Genomic DNA, 22,602 nt, shown 5'->3' with positions numbered 1-22,602 from the left:
GCAGAATCCTTGAGAACATGCGCGCGGCGCCGATCCGTCGGGCCGCCGCGCCGGCTTTGGCCGAATGTCAGTTAACGGTGACGAGGCGCCGGGCGAGTTCCGAGACGTCCGGCAGGTCTTCCAGGCGCCGGACGAGATCCACGATCTCGTCGGCGCGGGCCGCGCTCATCCCGGCGAACTCGGCGTTCTCGCGGAACTTGCCCGCGACCTCGTCGTAGCTCATCGGGAAGGCAGGCGAACCCTTGCCGAAGTCGGCGCGGCCCGAGATGCGACGGCCGTCCGCCAGGTCGATATCGATGATCGTGGTCATGAGGTGGTATCCGGCCGCCTCCGCCTCGTCGTCCACCACGAAGTCGACGCGCTCGATCATGCGCTTGACGTCCTCGCGCTCCACGGCCGCGTCGGTGAACTCGTTGAGGCCCGCCCGCCCGTCGAGCAGCAGGATCGCCATGCAGAACTCCATGGAGAACTTGGCCTGGAGCTCGTCCTTCGGGCGATGGTGGATCAGCGCATTCGGCATGTTGGAGTTGGTGCCGACGCGCACGTGCGCCACGTCCTCGGCGCGGATGCCGTGCTCGCGTATCAGCCTCAGCATCTCGGTCATGCCGGGATGGGTGAGCGAGCCGGACGGGTGCGGCTTGATCGACACGCCGGGGTCGAGGAAGGTCCAGGGACTGCCGAGCTTCCCGTGGATGGCGCCAAGATCGTAGCCGCCGCCCGCCGCCGAGAAGAAGCCGCGCGGCGCCTCGAGGATGCGGCCCGTCGCGGTCCAGCCGAGCTCGGCGAACTGTGCGGCCGCCACCCCGTTCTCGGCCGCCTTGCCGGCGTGGAAGGGCTTGGTCATCGTGCCGAAGTTCTCGCGCAGGCCCGCCGACTGCGAGCCGGCGATGGAGAGCGCGCGGCGCGTCGTCTCGACATCGAAGCGCGACAGGCTGGCGGCCGCAGACGCCGCCGCGAAGGGGCCGCAGGTCGCCGTCGCATGGAAGCCGGTCTGGTAATGGCGCGGGGCTATCGCCTCGGCGATCTTGCACTCGACCTCGACGCCGAGATGGTAGGCGAGCATGAAGTCACGACCCGAGGCACCCGTCACCTCCGCCATGGCGAAGGCGGCCGGCAGGGCCGGCGCGGTCGGATGGGTGAGGAGCCCGTAGACGCGGTCCTTGGCGACGGCCAGCTGCGTGTCGTCGTAGTCGTCGGCGTGGATGCCGACGCCGTTGGCGAAGGCGGCAAAGCGCGCGGCGACGCGGCGGCCGCCGCCGATCACGGTCGCCGGGCCGTCGGCAAGGCCTAGACTGTCGAGGTGGCGACGCACGAGCTCGCCGCTCTTGGCGACCGAGCCGGACAGGGCGAGGCCGAAGCCGTCGAGGATCGACTTCTTGCCGACCGCCAGAAGGTCGGCCGGCAGCGTCTCGAAGCGGGCGCCGACGACGAACTCGGCGACGTATTTCGTGAGCTCGACGTCGACCGGCATGGTCTGGTTCATGGCCTTCCCTCCCTGTGATGACGGGAAAGCCTTGCGAAATTACCTGTCGATTGTCAACAGTCTATGATTTTACGCGGCAGGCGGTCGCCCGCGTGGGCGCCCCTTCGGCTTGGCAAGCGGCTCCGCAGCCGTGGCGTCACCCGGCTGTCCGGCCTGGCGCGTGCGCACGATGCCGTTGAGGATGTGGCCCCGGGCCGCCTTCAACGCCGCCACCGGGTCGCGCCGCTCCAGCGCAACCACGATCGCACGATGTTCCTCGTTGGAGATGTGCAGGACGTCGGGGCTGGCGAGCGCCCGGTAGCGCTGGATATGAAGCTCGCGCACGAAGCTCTGATACAGAAGCTCCAGTCGCTTGTTGCCGGCCATCTGCGCGATGCGGCGATGGAACTCGAGGTTGACGGGGTAGTAGACGTGCACGTCGCCGAGCTCGACGATCGCGTCCATGCGGTCGGTCAGCGCCCGCAACTCGGCCAGGTTCTCGTCGGTGATGCGCTCGGCCAGCATCATGGCGATGCAGCCGAAGACGCCGGCGCGCGCCTCCGACAGGTCGAGGGCCTCGTCGTTGGTGAGCGCGCGGATGAAGAAGCCGCGGTTGGGGATGATCTCGATCAGGCCGATCGCGGCGAGCGCCGAGCAGGCCTCGCGGATCGGGCCGCGGCTGACGCCCAGGCGCTGCGACAGAGCGTTCTCGTTGACCCGCTCGTTGGGCTGCAGCTCGCCATCGATGATCATACGCTCGATCTCGGCCTGGACGACGTTGGCGAGAGAGCGGGTGCGCAGGAAGTCGATCGCCGCGAGGTGGGGCTGCTGGTTCAGGCTGTCCGACATCGGGCTGGGACCTGGCTTGGGAGACGGATGGCCGACTGGCCGGCCGTCCCGCATAGCAACATTCCGCGGCGCGCGCACCTCGCCCGGCACGGCCCTTCCGGCGGGACCGCGCGTCAGGCGCGCGGCCCCACGCGCTCGCCGCCCAGCACCGGTACCCGGTTCGCGACGAAGACCACCGTGAACGAGGCGATCAGGAGGATGATGCCGAGCACGCAGATCGCCCCGAGGTCTCCGCTCTCGTTGAGATCGTAGATGATTACCGAGACGAGCTTGGTGTTGGCGGTGGTGAGGAGGATCGTCGCCGACAACTCGCGGATCGTCCCGACGAAGACGAAGCACCACGCCGCGATCACGCTGGTGCGCAGGAGCGGTGCGGTGATGTCCCACAGCGTCCTCAGGCGCGAGGCGCCCATGATCCGCCCGGCCTCCTCCAGTTCGGGATGCACGCCCTGGAAGGCCGAGGACATCTGCTGGTAGCCGGCCGGCAGCTCGATCGTCATGAAGGCGATCAGCAGGATCCAGATCGTACCGTAGAGCTGGAAGGTCGGGTTGGCGTAGGCGAGAAACAGCGCGACGCCCAGAACGATGCCGGGAATGGCGACCGGCGCCGTGGCGAGCACGCCGAGATACTGGGCCCCCGGCAGCGAGCGGCGCGTCACGAGATAGGACACCACCAGCGCGATGGCGGTCACGACGGTCGCCGTCATAAAGCCGAGCAAGAACGTGTTGCGAAGGGCCAACTGCGTGGCGGAGAACTCGAACAGGACGAAGTTCCAGTGGCGAAGCGTGAGCGTTTCGAAGTTCAGCGCGTCGCCCACCGTGCCGGTGAAGGCCGTCTTTACGATCGCCGCATAGGGCAGGAAGATCGTCAGCGACAGGATCACGATCACGAAGGCGACGGCGACCGGCTTCCAGCGGCCGAGCTGGGTGACGCGCGGCGTGCCGCTCTTGCCACCGAGCACCGTGTAGCCACGGCGCCCGAGGATCGCCTTCTGGGCCCGCAGGAGCAGGATCGTGAGAAGCAGGAGCGGAATAGCCGCGGCGGCGGCGAGCCCCGGCTTGGGCGGAAACTGGAACAGGCTCCAGATCTTGGTGGTGATGACGTGGAAGCCGGCCGGCAGCGCCAGGATCGCGGGCGAGCCGAACATGGTGAGCGCCTGGAGGATGGCAATCAGCGTGCCCGCCAGCATGGCCGGCAGAACCATGGGAATGGTGACGCGGCGCAGCGTCGTCATGGCGCGGCCCCCGAGGATCGAGGAGGCATCCTCGAGGTCGGAGGGCACGCGGTCGAGCGCGTTGGCGACCAGCGTGAAGACGAACGGGAAGGTGAAGCAGGCGATCGCGAAGACGAGGCCGGAAAACGAGTAGATGTTGACGAGATAGGCGGAGGCCTCGAGCCCGAAGAGCCAGCGGTAGACGATGTTGACGAGGCCGCTGTTGGGCGCGGCGATGATCTCGTAGGCGATCGCGCCCAGAAACGGCGGCGTCACGAACGAGGCGGTCACGAGCGGCCGGATCCAGCGCCGGCCCGGCAGATCGGTGCGCGCGACGAGCCAGGCCATGGGTGTCGCGATCAGGCAGGCCAGTATGCCGACCGCCAGCGCCATGCCGATGGCGATGGCGTAGGAGCGCAGCATGGTCGGGTCGGTGACGAGCTGCGTGTAGTTGCCGAGCGTGAAGGTCGCCCGCCGCCCGCCCGTGCGGAACGAGTACCAGACCAGCCAGAAGAGCGGCAGGATGACGAGGACGCCGAGAAGAGCGGCGAGAAAGCCGAAGGTCGGCCAGGACAGATCGATCCCGCGGCGCGGACGCTCGGCGGTTTGCGTATCGGTGAGAACAGCCATCGTGCCCCTCGGGTCCGTTCGAAGATGGAGTTGGCGAGGCCGCGCGGCTCGAACCGCGGCCCCGAAGGCCCCGCCGGGTTCGGCGGGGCCTCGGCGGCGTCGAGAGGTCAGGTTCCGAAGTAGCGCTCGTAGTTCGACTTGATCGTGTCGATCTCGGGCTCCAGCGCCTCCGGGTCGCTTTCCAGGAGCTTGATGTCCTTGAGCGGCGTGCGGCCGGCCTTCTCGACGACCTCCGGATGGAAGGAGCGCAACCCGCCGAAGTCGCTGTTCAACTGCTGCGCCTCCTTGGAGAAGAGGAAGCTGTAGAAGAGCTTGGCGGCGTTGGGATGGGGCGCTTCGGCCAGCACCGCCGCGTTGCCGACGGCCAGCGGCGTGCCCTCGGCGGGGTAGACGATCTTGATCGGCACGCCCTCTTCCTGAAGGCGGAAGACGTTGTACTCGTTGCCGTCGATCTCGAGGGCGCGCTCGCCCTGCGCGAGCTTCTTGGGCGGCTCGGTCGAGGACTGGACCTGCATGACGTTCTGCGCGCCGAGCTTCTCGAACCACTCCCAGCCGAGCGCCTGGCTGAGGGCGTAGGTCGCGGTCATCACCGTGCCGCTGTAGCCCGGATGCGCCTTGACCATCTTGTCCTTGTACTTCGGATCTAGGAGGTCGGACCAGGTCTTGGGCGCGTCGGCCTCGGGCATGAGGTCGGTGCGGTAGGCCAGAACCGAGAGATGCGCGCGATAGGCGGCGAATTGCCCGTCCGGGTCCTTCTCCTCGGCCGGCCAGGACGTGGCGACCACCTCGGGCACCATCGGCTCGAGCCAGCCTTCGCGCTTGAAGTACTGGAAGTGGACCGCGTCCGACGTCTCGATCACGTCGGCATTGTAGATGCCGCTCGTGTATTCCTGGCCGATGCGCTGGAACACGCGCTCGGAGCCCGCCCGCTCCACCTGGACCTGGATCTCGGGATACCTCTCGCGGAAGAGGCCCGCGAGGCGCTCGGCGACCGCGACGTCGGTGGCGGTGTAGAAGACCACGCGGCCCTCGCCCTTGGCGGCGGCTTCGAGCTCGGGCGTGACCGTATAGGGCTCGGGTGCCTGGGCCTGCGCCAGGGGCGCCCACCCCACGGCGGCGACGAGCCCCGCCGCCAGAAGTTTCCAGTGGTTCAGCATGGTGTTCCTCCCTCGGTGTCCTGATGGGTGGACGGGTGCGGCTCTTGGTGCCCGCTTTCCGGCCGTGACGGTCTGCTCTTTGAAACTGACTTAGCGGGCCAGGGCGCGGCAGCGCTCGGGCGGGAAACGCACCCAGACCTGGTCGCCCGGCGGAACGGCGAAGTCGACCGGCGCAAAGGCGCGCACGGTCTCGCCGTCGCCGAGCGAGACGAGGTAGTCGCGGTGCGAGCCGAGATAGATCTGGCGCACGACGGTGGCCGGCGCGGTGTTGGTCTCGATGCCGTTCGGCTTGGTCCGGGACAGATGGATGTCGTGCTGGCGCACCGACACCGCGGTCTCGCCCTCGCCCGCGACCGTCCCGCTCCGGCACTGGAGCGCCAGTCCGTCGGGCCGGACCACGGTGGCGACGTCGCCCCGGCGTCCCTTCAGGATGTTCGTGCCTCCGATGAAGCGGGCGACGAACTCGGTTTCGGGACGCTCGTAGATGTCCTCGGGCGAGCCGGCCTGTTCGATCCGGCCGTCGTTCATCACCACGATCAGGTCGGCCGTGGTCATGGCCTCCGACTGGTCGTGGGTGACGTAGACGGTGGTGTAGCGGAACTCGTCGTGAAGACGCCGAATCTCGAAGCGCATCTCCTCGCGCAGGTTGGCGTCGAGATTCGACAGGGGCTCGTCGAGAAGAAGGATTTCCGGCTTGATCACCAGCGCGCGCGCCAGCGAGACGCGCTGCTGCTGCCCGCCCGACAATTCACCGGGATACCGGTCGGCGAGCTGCGACAGACGGGTCGCGGCCAGGATCTCGTCGACGCGCCGCCGGATCTCGTTCGCAGGCAGCTTGCGCAGCTTCAGGCCATAGGCGACGTTGCCGAACACCGTCATGTGCGGCCACAGGGCGTAGGACTGGAAGATCATGGACATGTTGCGGTCTTCGGGCGGCACGGTCGCCCCGGCCGACGAGACGATCTTGCCGCCGACGCGGATCTGCCCGCCGTTGGCCGGCACGAAGCCCGCGACGAGGCGCAGCGTTGTGGTCTTGCCGCAGCCCGACGGGCCCAGGAGGCACACGAGGTGGCCCCGCTCGACCGCGAGATCGATGCCCTTCACGGCTTGAAACGAACCGTAGTTCTTGGTCAGACCGTCGAGTTCCAGAAACGCCATCGTTCCTCCCCAATGGCATCCCGCGCTTCGGCGGGCACACTCGAACGCTAGAAGCCAATCTGCAGATTGTCAACAAAATGCAATTAGGCGGCTCGTTGACGTTCCCGTGTAACGTGCCACCGGACGAGCGGCGCGACGCAGAGATTGGTGATCACGGTCCGCGATAGCTGAAAGCAGGCGATCGGGGCGGCCAGGATACCGAGCGCCCCAGCCGAGGCGACCATCTCGCCAAGCCCGCCCGGCGCAGCGCTCAGGACCGACGACAAGGGATCGAGCCCGGTTCCCCAACCGACCAGCGGGACGAACAGGAAGAAGGATACCAGGAACAGGACCGTGCCGGACACAAGGCCCCCGAGCGCGATGCGCGGCAGGCGGCCCAAGCGGTCGAGGCGCAGCCGCAGCCCGAGCGTCGCGCCGATCGCGACCTCGGCGGGGGCGAGGACGATGTCGGGCACGGGCGGAATCCGCAGTCCCGTCGCAGCCACCGCCAGCACCAGAAGCATCGGCGTCAGGACGAAGGCGTTGATGACGCCGAGCCGTGTCGCGGCCCACGCGATCGCAAGCGAGGCCCCCAGAAGCGGCAGGAGCGCCGTCAGATCCGCCGCAACGAAGGGGTGAGCGGGCGCGGTGCCGTGCGCGGGATGGCCGGTCAGCGCCAGCCAGAGCGGGATGAGGGTGATCACGATCGCGACCCGGAGCGTATGCACGAGCGTCACAGCTTGCTCGTCTGCCGCGATCTCGCGGGCCAGCGTCGCCATCTCGGCCAGACCCGCCGGCAGGCAGCACAGGAGCGCGCTCGTCCGGTCCACACCCGCCAGACGCGCGGCGGGCCGAGCGATCAGCGCGCCGGCCAGATTGGCAAGAACCGCGACAAGGATCATCGTCGGCGCCATCCGCAGCAGCACGTCCAGCACCGAGGGGTCGAGCAGCGCCCCGATCGACAGACCTACCGCCATCTGTCCGGCGCGCCGGACGAGCCGCCCGCCCGGCATGACGGCCCAAAGGTTGGCAATGAGCGCCCCACCCGCCATGCCGCCGAGGATCAGGGCGAGCGGCAGGCCGAGGGCGCGAAACAGGAGCGCGGCCAGCGCCGCAGCCGCTCCGGTGACGACGGCGAGCGCGACGGTCCGGAGCACCCTCACGCGCGTCAGACCATCAGCGCCCCGCCGTTCACGTGCAGCGTCTGTCCGGTGACGTAGCGCATGTCGGGCCGCGTCAGCGTGGCGACGGCGGCCGCGACCTCGTCGGGCGTGCCGCGCCGGCCGAGCGGGTTGGTGCGCGCCGCGTGATGGGCGGGCTCAGCGCCTGCGCGGCGCGTCTCGATCAGCCCGGGCGCGACGGTGTTGACGGTGATGCCGGCGGGGGCGAGCTCATGCGCCAGCGCCTTGGCGAAGCCGGCAAGCCCTGCCTTGGCGGCGATCACGTGGGCCCGGTGGGCCGCGCCGGTGTGGCCCGTCAGGCCGCCGATCATGACGATCGAGGCGGCCGGACTGCGCTTGAGGGCCGGCAAGGCTGCCTTCACAAGAAGAAACACGCTGTCGAGCCCGAGGGCGAGGACCTGTCGCCACTCCCCGAAGCTCATCTCCTCGATCGTGGCCTCCGGTCGAACCGCCGCGTTGGCCACGACGACGTCGAGCCGGCCGAAGCGCTCCAGCGCCTGGTTCACCATGGTCTCGGCCATCGCAGGGTCCGTCAGGTCTCCCAGGGCGACCTCGGCCCGGCGGCCCATGTCCCGGACGAGGCGAGCCGTTTCCTCGACGCTCGTTCGATCGTTTGCGGCATGAACCAGGACGTCAGCGCCGTCGCGCGCGAGGCGCTCGGCGATAGCCCGTCCGATATTGCGCGAGGCGCCGGTCACGAGGGCGGCGCGTTCGCTGGCGGGTTCGGTCATGCGGCGGATCCTTGGTCGGCACGAAGCGCGGCGATCGCGGGAGCGCCGTCGACGAGGAGGCGGCGCACGCGGTCCAGCATCCGGTCCGGCTCGGCGATCCCGCCATAGGCGGCGTTGCGCAGGAACTTGCGTTCGACATCGGCGCGCGACAACGGCGCGTCGGCTCCGCCACGCATATGGTCCTGGCGCATCTCGCGCAGCGAACCGTCGGATAGCTCCAGTTCGACATGCCCCGTGAAGCGCGCGGGATAAGGGTCGGCGGGATCGATCTCGTAGCTCACGAGCGAGGCGACCCGCAGGAGGTCGGGGTCCCGGATCGCCTCTGGCGTGAAGTCCGGAAGGTCGGCGTGTCCGCGCACGAGCCCGAGCGCGACGCCGAACGGCACGCTGAACTTGGCGGCGTAATCGGTGGGTGGGCGGCGCTTGAGGGCAAGCGGCTCCCAGAGGCGGTGCACGTAGCCGTCGGACGTCCGGCAACGGATCGCGCGCACATCCCGCCAGTCCTGCCCTTCAGCGCGCAGCCGGGCGGCACAGTCGATATAGGGCTGGACCATGGTGCCGCAGGGATACGGCTTGAAGGTGATGCGCTCCGAAACCCAGCGTGTTCCGAGGTCTCCCAGAAGCTCGCCGACCAGAGGCTCGATCGAGGGTGCGAAGGCGTGGAAGAAGCCATGCTCGCCTTCAAGGACGCGGCGCGGACCGACGAAGCCGGCGCCCGCCATTCCTGCCGCGCGCAGGCCCGACTGTGCCGCCCAGCCGGCGTGCATGCGCTTGGTCCAGCTTCCGTCGCCGAGATACTCGATGATGCCCGACGCCGTGGATCCGGCAATGCCGAGGCCGCGCGCCAAAGCGGCGGCGTCCTGGCGCAGAGCGACCCCGACCGCGAAGGCGCTGGCGAGCGCCCCGAGCACGGCGGTCGGGTGAAACCCGGCGCGATGGATGGCTTTCGGCGCCGCCAGTCCGAGCCGACAGAGAAGCTCGGTTCCCGCCGCGATGCCGAGAAGGATGCGTTCGGGCGACAGACCGTCGCGCTCGGCCACGGCCAGAACGGCCGGCACGATCACGGCGCCCGAATGAACCGGGCCACCCTCGAACGTGTCGTCGAAGTCCTCGCCGTGCGCGGCCGTGCCGTTCAGGAGAGCGGCATCGGCGGCGGTGAGGCGCTGGGCGTGGCCGATGGCCGTCGAGTGCCCCGGCTCGGACGAGCGCAGGATCGCGCCGACATAGTCGCTCTGCCGCGCGGCGAGGCACAGGCCGGTCACGTCGACCAGAAGAAGATCGGCCTTCTCGCGCACCGCCTCGGGCAGGTCCGGGACGGAGAGCGTCGCGCCCCATTCTGCGATGAGCTGCGACAGGCTGCGCGCCTCGTCGATAGGAGCGGCATGGGCCAAGGTGGACATCAGGACAAGGTCTCCGCAGAGGCAGGCATGCGACGCGCGCGCCAGCCGTCGCGCAGGTCGCGGCCCAGCGAGAAGGCGACGAAGCCGAACGCCACCAGAAGCAGTCCGATCGCGATCGGATCCTCCAGGAAGATCCCGTGATCGCCGCCCGACAGAAGAAGCGAGCGCCGGTAGGAGGACTCCACCATGTGGCCGAGAACGACACCGAGGATCAGCGGCAGGAACGGGAAACCGGCGATGCGCATGAGGTAGCCGACCGCGCCCATGGCCAGCGCGAAGCCAACGTAGAACAGCGAGTGGTCCAGCGTGTAGACGCCCGACAGGATCAGGGCGAGGATGAAGGCCGCCAGAAACGGGCGCGGCCGGTTCACGAGCCAGACGCAGGCCGGCAGCAGCAGGATGCCGAAGGCGAGCTGGGCGACGATCGCGACGAACGAGCCGAGATACAGTCCGGTGACGACGTCGCCGTTCTGCTCGAACAAGCGCGGCCCCGGTAGGAGGCCGTGGATCAGGAAGCCGCCGAGCAGCACCGCCGTCGAGTTCGAGCTCGGGATGCCGAAGCTCAGAAGCGGGATCAGCGTCGTAGAGGCCACCGTGTTGTTGGCGGTCTCGGGTGCGGCGACGCCCTCCTCCGAGCCATGGCCGAAGAGCTTCGGGGTCTTCGACCAGCGCTTGGCCTCGTTGTAGGACATGAAGGCGGCGATCGAGCCGCCGCCGCCTGGCGTCAGCCCCTCGAACAGGCCCATGATGCAGCCGATGGCCTGCGAACGCTTCAGGCGGTTCATGACGGCACGCGTGGGAAGCCGCACGCGCACCTTCTCCTTGAGCTCGCCGAGATCGGGTGCGCCGGACTGGATCATCAGTTCCGACAGGGCGAACACGCCCACCATGACGAGCACCGGCTCGATGCCGTTGAGAAGGTCCGGGATGCCGAAGGTGAAGCGGTTGACGCCGGCGATCGGGTCGGCCCCGACGGTCGCGATCATCAGCCCGACGATCGCCGCAGCCAGTCCCTTCACCAGCGAGCCGCCGGACATGGAGGCGATGACGCTGAGGCCGAGGACGCCGAGACCGAAGTAGCTCGTCGGCTTGAAGGCGAGCGCGAGCCAGGACAGGGGCTCGGTCATCGTGACGAGCATGACGAGGCCGAACATCGAGCCGAGGAAGCCCGACCAGAGCGAGATGCCGAGCGCCTCGCCGGCCCGGCCCTGCCGCTTCATCTCGTAGCCGTCGATCACGGTCGCGGCGGCCGAGTTGGTGCCCGGCGTGCGGATCAGGATGGCGGGGATCGAGCCGCCGTACTCCGCGCCGATATAGACCGAGGCGAGGAGCACGATCGCCGTCATCGGCTCCATCGTGTAGGTGAACGGCAGCAGCAGGGCCATGGTGATCGAGGCCGAGATGCCCGGCAGCGCACCGCCGAGAATGCCCCAGACGAGACCGGCGATGGCCGCCGGTATCACCAGGGTCGTGGTGGAAAGCGTGAAGATCTCGGCGATCGTGTCCATGACCGCTCCCTAGAACAGGACGCCCATCGGCTGCGCGACGCCGAGGAGCCCGTTGAACAGAAGCCAGAAGCCGAGTCCGCCGCCGATCGCGACCGCGGGAACGCGCCAGTCGCGGGCGGCGCCCTCGAACAGGGCGATGGCGGCGATCGTGACTGAGATCGCCAGCGGATAGCCGAGGATCGGCAGGAGAACGAGGTAGGCGGCCCCGATCAGAAGGAACCCGAAGGCCCGTCGGATCGAGGCCGTGTAGTCGTCGCCGGTCTCCTCCTCGTCGTTGGCCAGCGCATCCGCACGCCGCACGCGCAGGCCGACCAAAGCCCGGACGACGAGCACGAACGCCAGAAAGGCCAGAAGCGCGGCCAGGTAGACCGGCAGGCCGCGCGGGCCGAACTCGTCGTCGAGCATCGATGAGGGTATCGTCTCGGCCGCCGCGAAATACGCCGCCGCCAGCGCCAGCAGCACCAGGCCGCTGATCAGATCCGCTTTCATGGCTGTGCCTTCCGCCCGAGGGCCCCGTTACTGGATCACGCCGGAGGCGCGAAGAAAGCCCGCGGTCTCGTCGGCGAAGCCGTCGACGAACTGCGGATAGCTGTCGTGGCCGATGAAGTTCGAGATCAGGCTCTCCTCCTCGTAGGCTCGGCGATACTCCGGATCGTCGAGCGTCGCCTTGGCCGCGCGATCCCAGATCGCGGCGACGTCCTCGGAGAGGCCCTTGGGCGCGGCCAGTCCCCGGAACTTCTGGAGAACGACGTCGTAGCCGCTCTCCTTCACGGTCGGCACGTCCGGAAACGCGGGAAGGCGCTCGGGATTGAACGTGGCGAGAAGCCGGATCTGGCCGCTCTCGATCTGCGATCGCAGCTCGGGAACCTCGCCGATGCCGATGTCGAGCGTGCCGTTGAGGACGTTGATCATCATGTCGCCGCCGCCCTCGTGGCTGACCACCGCGGCCTGGACGCCGGCGGCGGCCTTGAGCTGCTCCGCCGCCTGGCGCTCCAGCGAGGCCGGGTTGGCCGCGCCCCAGCGTCCGCGCTCGGTCCGGGCGTGCTCGATCACGTCGGCCAGCGTCTGATAGGGACTGGACGCGGCCGTGTAGACGACCTCGGAGTCGGTAAAGAAGTTCACGACCGGCTGGAGGTCCCGGAAGGTCGTCGCTGACGACGACAGGAGCGACGTGTATATGTAGGTCGGCGTCGTGGCGTAGAAGACGCTGCCGTCGGGGGGCGACGACGCCAGCCGCGCCATCGCCTTGGCGCCGCTGCCGCCCTGCACGTTCTCGACCACGAAGGTCGCATCGATCTGCCGCGACAGGTACTTCACGAGCTGGCGCAGAAACACGTCGCTGCCGCCGCCGGGGCTGGAATGCGTCACCAGCGTGACCGTGCGATGCGGATAGGGTTCGGCCCGTAGCGCGACCATTCCGGCGGCCATTTGAACGGCGACCAGCGCGCCGACGATCAGTTTGCGCATGCGACCCTCCCCTGACGCGATCTGCCGTCGCGTTCGAGCGAAAATGCGCTTCGACAAAGTTTATTGTCAAGTGTCGACTATTTACAAAAAATGCAGACCGGCGCAGGCTTCCGATGCCGAGAGCGTTGCTGCCGGACACACGGCCGGGATACGCTCGCGGCATCCGGAAACTGGACGGTCGGATCGCTCGCATGAACTCTGAACATCGTCGTATTGCTCGAACGCTCACGGGGTCCCTGCTCCTGGGCGCCGCCATGCTGGCGGGCCCGGCCGAGGCGCGCATCGTCCGTTTCGAGATCCTGGAGACCGTACCGGCCTTTGGCGGGCGCTCCTTCGGCGACGTCGGTTCCTACGAGCTCGTCCGCGCCCGGGCGATCGGTGAACTCGACCCGAAGCATCCCCGCAACGCGGTGATCGCCGACCTCGATCTCGCGCCGACCGAGGGCGACGGCATGGTTGGCTATTCCACCGAGGTCGAGATCCTGAGACCGGCGGATCCGGCCAAAGGCAACCATCGTCTGTTCTTCGAGGTCCTCAACCGCGGCAACAAGCTGGCCCCCGGCAACTACAACGACGCGCCCTCCGGCAACGACATGCGCAAGCCCGAGGCCGCCGGCAACGGTTTCCTGATGGAGCGAGGCTACACGATCGCCTGGGCGGGCTGGCAGAGCGGCAAGAACGTCGCGGACGGGAACGGCCGCATGAAGGCCGCCCTGCCGGAAGCCCGCGAGACGGGCGGAGTGGTGATCGCGGCACCTGTGATCATGTCGCAGATATTCAACAAGACGGAGGGCGGCGACATCCCGCTTCTGTTCGACGTGCGCGACCCCGAGGCGAGCGACACGCGGGTTCTCGTTCACAACCACGCGGGCGAGACGCCGATGGAGGTGCCGCGCGAGGCTTGGTCCTTTGCCGGTCCCCGCACCCTGCGGATCGATCGGCGTCACGCCTCGCTCGCGCGCTTCGATGCGGGCGCGCAGTACGATGTCGTTTATACGGCCGTGAACCCCGATGTCAGCGGCATCGGCTTTGCCGCCACGCGCGATGTCGCCTCGTTCCTGCGCAACGACGGGACGGCGTCCAATCCCGTCGCCGGGACGATCCGCTACGCCCTTTCGCACGGCACCTCGCAGAGCGGGCGCATGCTGAAGGGCTTCCTGCGTCTCGGCTTCAACGAGGACGAGGACGGGCGCATCGTCTTCGAAGGCGTCAACCCCAATGTGTCGGGCGCACATGCCATCGCGCTGAACGAGCGCTTCGGCGACGCCAACGCGACGGGGCGCGCCTACGAGCGCTTCGCCAACGCGGCGATCGAGTTTCCTTTCACCTACGGGACGCTGACCGACGCCGAAACGGGCGCGACGGACGGCATCCTGAAGGTCTGCAGCGCCAACGATACCTGTCCGAAGGTCTTCCATACCGACGGCGGCAACGAGGCCTGGGGCAAGGCTGCGATGCTGGTGACCACGGACGGACGGGGGCACGACATCGAACTGCCGGAGGACGTGCGCTACTACTACTACGCCAGCGTCGAGCACGATCCCAAGACGACGATCGACCGGGGCTACTGCCAGCAGCAGACCAACCCGAACCGCTGGCAACCGCTGGCGCGCGCCCTTCTCGTGGATCTCGATCTCTGGTCGACGGCGGGCGTCGCACCACCGGACAGCGCCTACGCACGGGTCGCCGACGGAACCCTGGCACCCACGCTGCCGCGCGAGGCGATCGGCTTCCCCGCCATCCCCGGCGTCAGCTACAACGGTACGATCAACCGGATCGGCGTGCAGGACCGAACGCAGCTGCCCTACACCTATCGCGAGGGCACCGGCTACACCGTCCTAGCGCCCCGGACGGACCGCGACGGCAACGACCTCGCCGGCATCCGCAGCGTGGATATCGCGGTTCCGCTGGGCACCCATACGGGCTGGGGCCTGCGCCGCGAGGGATTTGCCGCCGGCGAGGAATGCCAGCTCAACGGCCAGTTCATTCCCTTTGCCGCAACGCGCAGCGAGAAAGAGGCCTCGGGCGATCCACGCTTGTCGATCGAAGAGCGATACGCCAGTCCCGGAGCCTATGTGCGCGCCGTCGCAGAGGCGGCCGAGGATCTCGTCGACCGTCGCTTCCTGCTGCCGGAGGATGCCGACGGCCAGGTGGCGGCAGCGGCCCAGCGCATCGGCGGCGGACAGTTGCCGCGCCAAACCAAGGTCGGCCTGGCTCCCTGATGGGGCGAGCGCCGGCATCGGCGGCCATCGTCGCACCGCCATCGTTCAACGCCGGATCGGCCTCGATCCGGTGAAAAGATGCAAGCCGACGCGAACGGCGTGTCGGATGAGCGCCGCCGCGTTCAAGCCGAACGCTCAGGCCGATCGCCCGGTTCAGGTCGAGAACCCGGTAGGGGAATCTCGGCAGGAACCGGACGGGCGATCGATTCCATCAGAACGCTGGCGCACGCTCTCGTCCGGGCGCGAGCCCTCTCGTACGCGCAGGGCCGGATCGTCGGCGCGCAACGCCGCCGAGCCTCCGAGACCCCCTCGTGTGCGCTGCGCGTGCCGGTCGTTCGGGAACCGGTCGCCTCAACCAGCCGAGCGTTCGCGTCCCGCCTCCGTGAACGTTCGTGCCGTTCCCTTGCAGCTTCGCTTTGCGGCATAGAGCGCGTCGTCTGCATGCCGCAGAAGCCTCTCCCGGTCGCCTCCCGCCTCGCTCGACCACGCGATCCCGATCGTTCCGGTGACACGGGCGATCTGCCCCGCTTCGCTCACCACGATATGCAGATCGCGCAGCAGGCGCTCGACCATCGGCATGAGGTCGGCCCGACCGACCGACTGCGGCACGATCACGGCGAACTCGTCGCCCCCGAGCCGGGCGGGTAGGCCATTGTCGTGGCCAGACTGCCGCAGCCGGTCGGCCACGCGGCGCAGCACGTCGTCGCCGGCGGCATGCCCCAGCGCATCGTTGACGCCCTTGAAGCCGTCGAGATCGATCAGGAGAACGGCGAGTTCGCCGCCTCTGTCGCGCGCCTCGCGAAGGCGCTGGTCGAGCACCCGGTGAAACTCTGCCCGGTTCGCGAGTTGGGTGAGATCGTCGGTCCGCGCCTGACGACGCAGACGCTCTTCCAGGCCGTACCGCTCGGTGATGTCCTGAAGCATCCCGATCAACGCCACCGGCTGCCCCTTCGACAGCTCGATCTCGCAGGACACGCGCACGCGGCGCGGACGGCCCTTCGCCGTCACGAAGGCGGCGTCCATCTCGAACGGCTCACCCGTGTCGAGCGTGCGCTTCACGGTTTCCAGGAACAGGCTGCGATCAGGCTCGGGAAAGAAGCTCATGATCTCCGCGTTGGGCACGCCGCCGGCTGCGGGAAGCTCGTGAATCGCGAAGATGCCGTCGGACCAGGACGTGACGTTCGCGACGATATCGTAGCGCCAGGATCCCATCTCGGCCAGGCGCTCGGCCTGCTTGAACTGCCGACGCTCGCGCTCCAGGCGCTCGTTCGCCAGCCGCCGCTCCTCGGCGGCCTGGCTGGCGCGGACGGCCACGGCGCGCGCTTCCACCAGCGCCTCGGCAACGCACGCGAGTTCCGCCAGAACATCGATGTCGGCCGGCTGCGGCACTCGGGGCCGGTCATCGAGCACGCACAACGTTCCGATCGTCACGGGTTCGCCGTCCACCTGGCGAACCCGAACGGGCACACCCGCATAGAAGCGGATATGGGGCTCGCCCACGACAAACGGGTTGCCGGCGAAGCGCGGATCGAGCCTCGCGTCCGCGATCGTCAGCGGCTGCTCGCTCTCGAAGACCACCGTGCACAGGGCCGGCCCGCGTTCGGTCCACGGGGCCAGCGGCCCGCAGCGAGCCTTGAACCATTGGCGCTCGGGGTCGATCAGGGTCACCGACGACATGCTCGTGCCCAGCAAGCGCTGCGCCAGCCTGGCGAGCGCATCGAACTCGCGTTCGGGCGGTGTGTCGAGAAGGGCGATCTCAGCAAGGGCCTTCTGGCGAAGCGCCTCGCGCTGGCTGTCGGACATGGTGGGCGATCTCTCCGGCCAACCCCAGAACCGCCGCGGCGACGCGGCTTTCATCCCGGATAGCACGCGATGCTTAACGGACCCGTGCCGCGGGACACGGGGAAGCGGTCGCATACCACCGCGCCGGAGCCTTCGGCTCGACGGGAGGAGCGTTCCACGCCATACGCTGCGGCTGCGCCATTCCTCGCGACCTCCTGCCGGAAGACAAAGACCACACCCATGACCGCCACGCTTCTGTTCGACATGGACGGCACGATCGTCGAAACCGACCATCTGCATTTCGAGGCCATGCGCAGCGTCTTCCTGCCCCACGGCATCGACCTCGACTGGGAAACCTACCGGACGCGGATCATCGGCGTCGCCAACGTGGCGACGGCGGCCAGCTTCCTGCCGGATCTGTCTCCTGCGGCCGGCGCGGCGGTGCTGGATGCCAAGGAAGCGGCCTATCGCGCGCTGGTGCAAGACCTCGAAGCCGCGTCCGGCCTTCTTGCGCTCCTGGATTGGGCGGATCGGGCCGGCATCCGCTGCGCGGTGGTGACCAATGCGCCTCGCGCCAATGCCGAACTCGTGCTGCGCGCGCTGCGTCTGGAGGACCGCTTCGCGTGCCTCGTGATCGGCGATGAACTGGCGAACGCCAAGCCGCATCCGCTGCCCTACCTGACGGCGATCGAGGCGTTGGGCGGCGATCCCGCCCGCTCGGTCGCCTTCGAGGATTCCGCCGCCGGTGCCCGTTCGGCCCATGCGGCGGGGGTCGGCGTGGTGGGCCTTCTGACCTCGGTCGAGCCCGCAACGCTCCAGGCCGCCGGCGCGCGTGTTCTGGCGCGCGACTTCAACGATCCCGAACTTCTGGCCTATGTGCGCGAGCGCACCGGCGTTCTAACCGCCTGAAGCGGCGGGCGGCGCGCGGCGGTGGGCTCGAGCGCACCGCCGCCCGCCGCGAGGTCTCCTCTTGTGCTCGCGATCAGTACATCGGCATGCCACCGGTGACCGGGATCACGGCGCCCGACAGGTAGCTGCCCTCGGCCGAGGCGAGGAGCACGTAGGAGGGCGCCAGCTCCGCCGGCTGACCGGCGCGGCCGAGCGGCGTATTGTGCCCGAGCGTTTCCAGCGTGTCGGGATCCTTCGCGATCGGCTGGATCGGCGTCCAGACGGGACCGGGCGCGACCGCGTTCACGCGGATGCCCTTGGGCGCCAGGAGGTTCGACAAACCGATCGTCAGGCTCGATACGGCACCCTTCGTCGCCGCGTAGACGATCATGCTCGGCGTCGCCACCTTCGCCTGCACGCTGGTCGAGTTCACGATCGACGAGCCCGGCTTCATGTGCGGCACGGCCGCCTTGGCCAGGCGGATCATGGCGAAGACGTTGGCCTGGAATGCGCCTTCCATCTCCCGGTCGTCGATGTCGCCGAGATCCTCGTTTGTGGTCTGGGCCGCGGCGTTGTTGACGAGGATGTCGATCGCGCCGAATTCGGCGACCGTTCGCTCGACGAGCTGTCGGCAATGCTCGCGGTCCCGGATGTCGCCGGGCAACAGAAGGCAGCGCCGTCCGGCCTTCTCCACCCAGGATCGGGTGTCGTCGGCATCGACCTGCTCGTCGGGCAGATAGGAGATCGCGACGTCGGCGCCCTCGCGCGCATAGGCGATCGCGACCGCCTTGCCGATCCCGGAGTCCCCGCCCGTGATCAGCGCGACGCGCCCGTCCAGAAGTCCCTTGCCGTGGTAGCTCTCCTCGCCATGGTCCGGCTTGGTACGCATCGCGTCCTCGAGGCCGGGGCGCGGCTGCGTCGCCTCGCCGGGAAAGCGTGTGGGATGGAGGGTACGGGGATCGTCGGTCATGGATGCCGGTCCGTTGCAGGAGGATGCCATGCGAACGGAACCGGCGGGATTTGGCTCCCGAACGACCGGACGAGCGGCTCCGCGACGACCGGACGCGCAACCGACGCGCCCGGTCGTTCAGCCGTCCGGGGGTCGGCTAGGTCAGCTGCCCGCCATCGACGTTCAGGATCGCGCCGGTGATGTGGCGGGCGGCGGGGGCCGCCAGAAACGCAACGGCCGCCGCGACGTCCTCGGGGGCTCCGAAGCGGCCGAGCGGGCTGAGGCCACGCTGGAAGTCCGCGAAGGGGCCGTCGGCGGGGTTCATCTCCGTGTCCGTGGAACCCGGCTGCACGAGGTTCGCGGTGATGCCGCGTGGTCCGAGTTCGCGGGCCAGACCCCGCGTCAGCGTCTGCAGCGCCGACTTCGTCATGAAGTAGATCGTTCCGGTGTCGCCCACGATGCGATCGGCGCCGCCGGAGCCGATCGTCACGATCCGGCCGCCGTCGGGGAGGTGCGGGATGGCGGCCTGGCTCGCGAGAATGGCGCCCCGCACGTTGACCGCGAACAACGCGTCGATCGTCGCGACGTCGACATCCGCAATCGTCGCATAGGCGGCGATCGCGGCGTTGTTGACCAGGATGTCGAGACCACCGAGCGCGCCTGCGGCCTCGTCCACCGAGCGTCGCACCGCGGCCGGATCGGCGGCGTCGGCCTGGATCGCCACGGCCTTGCGGCCCTTGGCCTCGATGGCGCGCACGACCTCGGCCGCGCGATCGGCCGATTGGCCGAAGGTGATCGCCACGTCGGCTCCGCCATCGGCCAGCGCATGGGCGATGGCCGCCCCGATACCGCGGGAGCCGCCGGTCACGAGCGCCCGCTTGCCTGTCAGCTGAGTCATCGATTCGTCTTTCTGTAGTGATCGATGCACAATTCGGTATCGAGGTTGCCGAGACGCGTCAACAGAATTAAATAACGGTCGATGCAAAAAAGCCGTGACCCCGCGACCGGATGCGATGCCGCGCCCCGCCGGCGCGGGCGCCCGCGCGCCTTCGACCGCGATGCGGCTCTCGCAAAGGCCGTACGCCTGTTCTGGACGCGGGGTTTCGAGGCGACCTCGATCGCCGACCTGACCACGGAACTGGGCATCGGATCGCCCAGCCTGTATGCGGCCTTCGGCTCGAAGGAGGCGCTCTACGCCGAGGCGCTGCAGCGCTACGTCACCGACAACGAGGACTTCGTATGGGCCGGGTTCCGTGGCGCCCCCACGACACGCGAGGCGGTTCGTGCCTTTCTTTCGGACTCGGCCGCTGCCCTGACCGGTTGCGTCGCCGACATTCCGCGCGGCTGCATGGTGACGCTCTCGCAGGTCGGCAGCGAGGGATACGACGCGCTCGGCGGCCTCGTGCGGCACGCGAGAGCCCAGACCCTCGAGCGTCTCCTGGACCGCATCGACACCGGCATGGCGGCGGGAGAGATCCCGGCCTCGGTGGATCGCCGGGGGCTCGCGCGCTTCGTCCAGACCACGCAGGCCGGCATGTCGATCCTGGCGCGCGACGGCGCGACGGGACCGGAACTTCAGGCTGTCGCCGATATCGCCATGGAGGGTTGGGACGCCCGTGTGGCGGCGGCCGAGACCCGGACCTGATGGCGCCCCGCCGCGCACCAACCCCTGAGGCTTCCCGGCTGCCGGCATACCGGCGGCGCGTTCTTCGGTGATCGTTCGGCGGCGCGAGGCCGAAACGCGCGATAGGTTTCGGCCCGGGATCGAGCCGGAACGTCCCGCCATGGGAATGGAACGCAAACCCGGCACGAGCGACCTCGCGAAGCGACGTCGGCAGGGATGCCAGCCCGGTTCAAGGTCGCGACCGATCGGTCGGATCGAGCCAACACTGTGACAGTTCGTTGCAAGGACAACAACCAATCGACCGTGCCGGGGTTGCGCGCCATTCAGGAAAGGCGCACATACGAGGCGTCGATAGACGGCCGGAACTTTTGACCCCGCGTTGCTGTGTGCAGCGCCTGCTTCCAAACTTCTTTCTGAATACTCGATCTGCAACGGACGGCAACGCGTGCCAGCCGACGAGAACTTTCTTCCGAAAGGTGTCCCATGCCAACGGGAACCGTAAAATTCTTCAACCACGGCAAGGGTTTTGGCTTCATCGCGCCGGACGACGGCAGCAAGGACGCCTTCGTGCATATCAGCGCGATCGAGCGGTCCGGGCTGACCGGTCTGCAGGAGGGCGATAAGGTCAGCTTCGAACTGGTCGCAGACCGGCGCACCGGCAAGATGGCGGCCGAAAACCTCCAGTCGCTTTCCTGACCGCCTCGCGGAGCTCCGGCTTCGAGATGGCGAACCCCGCGTCCTGTCTCTCGCACGCCGGCCACGGATGGACCGGTGGGCAGGACGGATTCAAGGCGCGGACCTGACCGACCCGAGGCCCCGTTTCCGCGAGGAAGCGGGGCCTTCTTCGTATGTTGCCGTCGCGTTCGTCGCGGCGGCTCGACAAGGAACCGACGATGGACCGTTCGACGACATCGAAAAACGAGGCCGAGCGCCTTTTCCCGTCCCACGATCACCGGTCCGAGAAGGGCTCGGCCATGCGAACCATCGCCGCACAGACGGCGGCGACGCAGAGCAAGTCGGCACGGCTGAAGGCCCTGCGTCTGGCGCGCGATGCGACGATCGTCGTCGCGCCGGACACCAAGAAGCGCGCGGCGAAGCGCAAAACCGGCGCCTGACGAAACGGGCAACTCCCGCACCGTCAGGCGAGTCTCATGCCGTTGCGTTGAGACGCTTCGGCGTCAGGACTTGCGCTGTTGCCGCGCGGCGTATCGCGCGTCGCGCTTGGCCTTCTGCGCGGCCTGGTCTGCCAGGGCCTTCGCGATCAGGCGGTCCTGCTCCGAGGCGGCCGACTGCGCCGCCAGTTCCGCGGCGGCGACGCGCTCGGCCTCCTGCTCGGCCTTGAGCCGCGCCTGCTCTTCCGCACGCTGCTGCCGCTTGGCCGCCTCGCGCTCCTCGCGGGCCGCCACGACGGCGGCGCGCTCGGCGCGGCGGGCCTGAAGGGCGGGGTCGTTCTGCTTGGCCTTCGCCTTTTCCAACAAGGCCGCCTTGGCGTCCTTTGCGGCCTGACGCCGGTCGGTAAAGTCCGTGTCGATCTTCAATTTCTCGTCCTGATGTTGAGCGGGTCCGGACGCTATCGCATCCGAACCGAGTTCGCGAAAGAGGGCTTGAGCGGGAGACCGGGGCCGCCCGCTCGCGCGTCAGGCGTTGCGCGCCGTCATGTAGGTGTCCAGCTTGCGGCGCGAGGGTCCATAGCGCTTGATGATCGTCTTCGCCTCGCCGGGCGGAATACCGTACTTCTTGGCAAAGGCTTCCGGCTCGTAGGGTTCCTCGTTCGAGGCGCCCTTGCCCGGCTTGGCCGGGTTCTTGTTCTGGTTCGACATGGCAGCGAGTGCCTTTCTCCGCGTCAGTTCGCGGAAGGGGAGGAAGGGTCCGGCAGCGCCTCTCGATCCTCGTGCTGGCCGCCGTCCGCAGCGGTCTTGGCAGCCTTGGCGGCGGCCTTCTCCGCCTTCTTGGCGGCCTTCGCCTTGTCGCGCTCCTGGCGCTCGAAGTTGTAGTTCGGCGTACGCATCTGAATCGGTCCTTTCGTGCCGGAAACTGTCATATGGGTACGATCGCGCGGCTTTGCTCGCCGACGCGCCGACTTAGTGGTCGAGGGCGTCGACGCCTCTCATGCGCAGGGTCGCCAGATGTCGGCGCGCACGGACCATCATGAGCTCGGCTTCGAGCTTGTCGGGCGCGGGATAGAACTGCTCCGCACCGTCCACGGTCACGACGACATGCCAATGGCCCGAGATGCAGCGGATCGTGGTGGCAGGAGAGACCATGCGCGTCGCCTTGTCGGTGGGATCGGGCGACGGATCGCGGGACCACCGCTCTAGCCTGCCAGGCTTGCGCCAAACGACCGGCCTTTTGGAGGCGCGGCTGGTCCGTGTTCCGCTCGCCGACCGTCTTCACGCGTCCT

The 22,602-nt window shown here is 68.6% G+C and carries 23 protein-coding genes; 5 read left to right on the top strand and 18 right to left on the bottom strand.

What is annotated here, in order from left to right; translation table 11 throughout:
* Positions 1-67: 67 nt before the first annotated feature.
* The 11 genes from BLQ76_RS07560 to BLQ76_RS07510 all read right to left on the bottom strand — a co-directional run bounded on the left by BLQ76_RS07560 (position 68) and on the right by BLQ76_RS07510 (position 12,736).
* On the bottom strand, positions 68-1,483 hold the full coding sequence (locus BLQ76_RS07560) for an MmgE/PrpD family protein (protein ID WP_090671205.1): 1,416 nt from the start codon (positions 1,481-1,483) through the stop codon (positions 68-70).
* A gap of 69 nt (positions 1,484-1,552) precedes the next feature.
* The gene (locus tag BLQ76_RS07555; RefSeq protein ID WP_170842508.1) at positions 1,553-2,311 is read right to left on the bottom strand and encodes an FCD domain-containing protein; all 759 of its coding nucleotides are present in this window, start codon (positions 2,309-2,311) and stop codon (positions 1,553-1,555) included.
* 113 nt (positions 2,312-2,424) lie between these two features.
* Positions 2,425-4,155 carry an ABC transporter permease gene (locus tag BLQ76_RS07550; protein WP_090671199.1) on the bottom strand — a complete coding sequence of 577 codons (1,731 nt, stop codon included), beginning with the start codon at positions 4,153-4,155 and terminating at the stop codon, positions 2,425-2,427.
* A 107-nt stretch (positions 4,156-4,262) separates the two neighbouring features.
* Complete coding sequence (locus BLQ76_RS07545; protein ID WP_090671197.1) at positions 4,263-5,312, bottom strand: extracellular solute-binding protein; 1,050 nt, start codon at positions 5,310-5,312, stop codon at positions 4,263-4,265.
* A 90-nt stretch (positions 5,313-5,402) separates the two neighbouring features.
* Positions 5,403-6,470: an ABC transporter ATP-binding protein gene (locus BLQ76_RS07540; protein WP_090671194.1), complete on the bottom strand. Its 1,068-nt coding sequence runs from the start codon at positions 6,468-6,470 to the stop codon at positions 5,403-5,405.
* Positions 6,471-6,553: 83 nt separating this feature from the next.
* The gene (locus BLQ76_RS07535) at positions 6,554-7,606 is read right to left on the bottom strand and encodes an AbrB family transcriptional regulator (RefSeq protein ID WP_090671191.1); all 1,053 of its coding nucleotides are present in this window, start codon (positions 7,604-7,606) and stop codon (positions 6,554-6,556) included.
* Positions 7,607-7,617: 11 nt separating this feature from the next.
* Positions 7,618-8,361 carry an SDR family oxidoreductase gene (locus tag BLQ76_RS07530; protein ID WP_090671188.1) on the bottom strand — a complete coding sequence of 248 codons (744 nt, stop codon included), beginning with the start codon at positions 8,359-8,361 and terminating at the stop codon, positions 7,618-7,620.
* Entirely contained in the window at positions 8,358-9,761 is a 1,404-nt protein-coding gene (locus tag BLQ76_RS07525) for an MmgE/PrpD family protein (protein WP_090671186.1), read from the bottom strand. The genes BLQ76_RS07530 and BLQ76_RS07525 overlap by 4 nt, the downstream gene beginning before the upstream one ends.
* Entirely contained in the window at positions 9,761-11,269 is a 1,509-nt protein-coding gene (locus tag BLQ76_RS07520) for a tripartite tricarboxylate transporter permease (RefSeq protein ID WP_090671182.1), read from the bottom strand. The genes BLQ76_RS07525 and BLQ76_RS07520 overlap by 1 nt, the downstream gene beginning before the upstream one ends.
* Before the next feature lie 9 nt (positions 11,270-11,278).
* Positions 11,279-11,758: a tripartite tricarboxylate transporter TctB family protein gene (locus BLQ76_RS07515; protein ID WP_090671180.1), complete on the bottom strand. Its 480-nt coding sequence runs from the start codon at positions 11,756-11,758 to the stop codon at positions 11,279-11,281.
* A gap of 27 nt (positions 11,759-11,785) precedes the next feature.
* Complete coding sequence (locus tag BLQ76_RS07510; RefSeq protein ID WP_090671176.1) at positions 11,786-12,736, bottom strand: Bug family tripartite tricarboxylate transporter substrate binding protein; 951 nt, start codon at positions 12,734-12,736, stop codon at positions 11,786-11,788.
* Between the two features lie 191 nt (positions 12,737-12,927).
* Between BLQ76_RS07510 and BLQ76_RS07505 the strand changes: the two genes are divergently transcribed.
* A complete protein-coding gene (locus tag BLQ76_RS07505) occupies positions 12,928-14,958 on the top strand; it encodes an alpha/beta hydrolase domain-containing protein (protein ID WP_139183952.1) in 2,031 nt (676 codons plus the stop codon).
* A gap of 351 nt (positions 14,959-15,309) precedes the next feature.
* Here the strand turns inward: BLQ76_RS07505 and BLQ76_RS07500 are convergent, their stop codons facing one another.
* Positions 15,310-16,761, bottom strand: coding sequence for a sensor domain-containing diguanylate cyclase (locus tag BLQ76_RS07500; protein WP_090671170.1), 1,452 nt, complete (start codon positions 16,759-16,761; stop codon positions 15,310-15,312).
* A gap of 219 nt (positions 16,762-16,980) precedes the next feature.
* Here BLQ76_RS07500 and BLQ76_RS07495 point away from each other — a divergent pair, with 219 nt between their 5' ends.
* A complete protein-coding gene (locus tag BLQ76_RS07495; protein WP_090671167.1) occupies positions 16,981-17,649 on the top strand; it encodes an HAD family hydrolase in 669 nt (222 codons plus the stop codon).
* Positions 17,650-17,722: 73 nt separating this feature from the next.
* Here BLQ76_RS07495 and BLQ76_RS07490 read toward each other — a convergent pair whose 3' ends face one another.
* Positions 17,723-18,598, bottom strand: coding sequence for an SDR family oxidoreductase (locus tag BLQ76_RS07490; RefSeq protein ID WP_090671163.1), 876 nt, complete (start codon positions 18,596-18,598; stop codon positions 17,723-17,725).
* Between the two features lie 136 nt (positions 18,599-18,734).
* Complete coding sequence (locus BLQ76_RS07485; RefSeq protein ID WP_090671160.1) at positions 18,735-19,475, bottom strand: SDR family NAD(P)-dependent oxidoreductase; 741 nt, start codon at positions 19,473-19,475, stop codon at positions 18,735-18,737.
* Positions 19,476-19,556: 81 nt separating this feature from the next.
* Between BLQ76_RS07485 and BLQ76_RS07480 the strand changes: the two genes are divergently transcribed.
* The 3 genes from BLQ76_RS07480 to BLQ76_RS07470 all read left to right on the top strand — a co-directional run bounded on the left by BLQ76_RS07480 (position 19,557) and on the right by BLQ76_RS07470 (position 21,316).
* Complete coding sequence (locus BLQ76_RS07480) at positions 19,557-20,222, top strand: TetR/AcrR family transcriptional regulator (RefSeq protein WP_090671157.1); 666 nt, start codon at positions 19,557-19,559, stop codon at positions 20,220-20,222.
* A 462-nt stretch (positions 20,223-20,684) separates the two neighbouring features.
* Positions 20,685-20,897, top strand: coding sequence for a cold-shock protein (locus BLQ76_RS07475; protein WP_090671154.1), 213 nt, complete (start codon positions 20,685-20,687; stop codon positions 20,895-20,897).
* 197 nt (positions 20,898-21,094) lie between these two features.
* Positions 21,095-21,316 (top strand): hypothetical protein, encoded by a 222-nt coding sequence (locus BLQ76_RS07470; RefSeq protein ID WP_139183951.1) that lies wholly within the window; start codon positions 21,095-21,097, stop codon positions 21,314-21,316.
* Positions 21,317-21,379: 63 nt separating this feature from the next.
* On the opposite strand, the gene BLQ76_RS07465 is transcribed toward BLQ76_RS07470, so the two are convergent.
* The 4 genes from BLQ76_RS07465 to BLQ76_RS07455 all read right to left on the bottom strand — a co-directional run bounded on the left by BLQ76_RS07465 (position 21,380) and on the right by BLQ76_RS07455 (position 22,465).
* Complete coding sequence (locus BLQ76_RS07465) at positions 21,380-21,739, bottom strand: DUF6481 family protein (RefSeq protein WP_090671149.1); 360 nt, start codon at positions 21,737-21,739, stop codon at positions 21,380-21,382.
* Positions 21,740-21,838: 99 nt separating this feature from the next.
* Entirely contained in the window at positions 21,839-22,021 is a 183-nt protein-coding gene (locus tag BLQ76_RS07460) for a DUF3606 domain-containing protein (protein WP_090671146.1), read from the bottom strand.
* A gap of 23 nt (positions 22,022-22,044) precedes the next feature.
* Positions 22,045-22,209 carry a hypothetical protein gene (locus BLQ76_RS22040; protein WP_170842506.1) on the bottom strand — a complete coding sequence of 55 codons (165 nt, stop codon included), beginning with the start codon at positions 22,207-22,209 and terminating at the stop codon, positions 22,045-22,047.
* A 73-nt stretch (positions 22,210-22,282) separates the two neighbouring features.
* Positions 22,283-22,465 (bottom strand): hypothetical protein, encoded by a 183-nt coding sequence (locus BLQ76_RS07455; RefSeq protein ID WP_090671145.1) that lies wholly within the window; start codon positions 22,463-22,465, stop codon positions 22,283-22,285.
* Positions 22,466-22,602 lie beyond the last annotated feature (137 nt).

Source organism: Aureimonas jatrophae, assembly GCF_900104035.1.
Taxonomy (GTDB): Bacteria; Pseudomonadota; Alphaproteobacteria; order Rhizobiales; family Rhizobiaceae; genus Aureimonas; species Aureimonas jatrophae.
The sequence above is the reverse complement of the archived record's forward strand: the minus strand, read 5'-3'. Positions and strand labels throughout refer to the sequence as shown.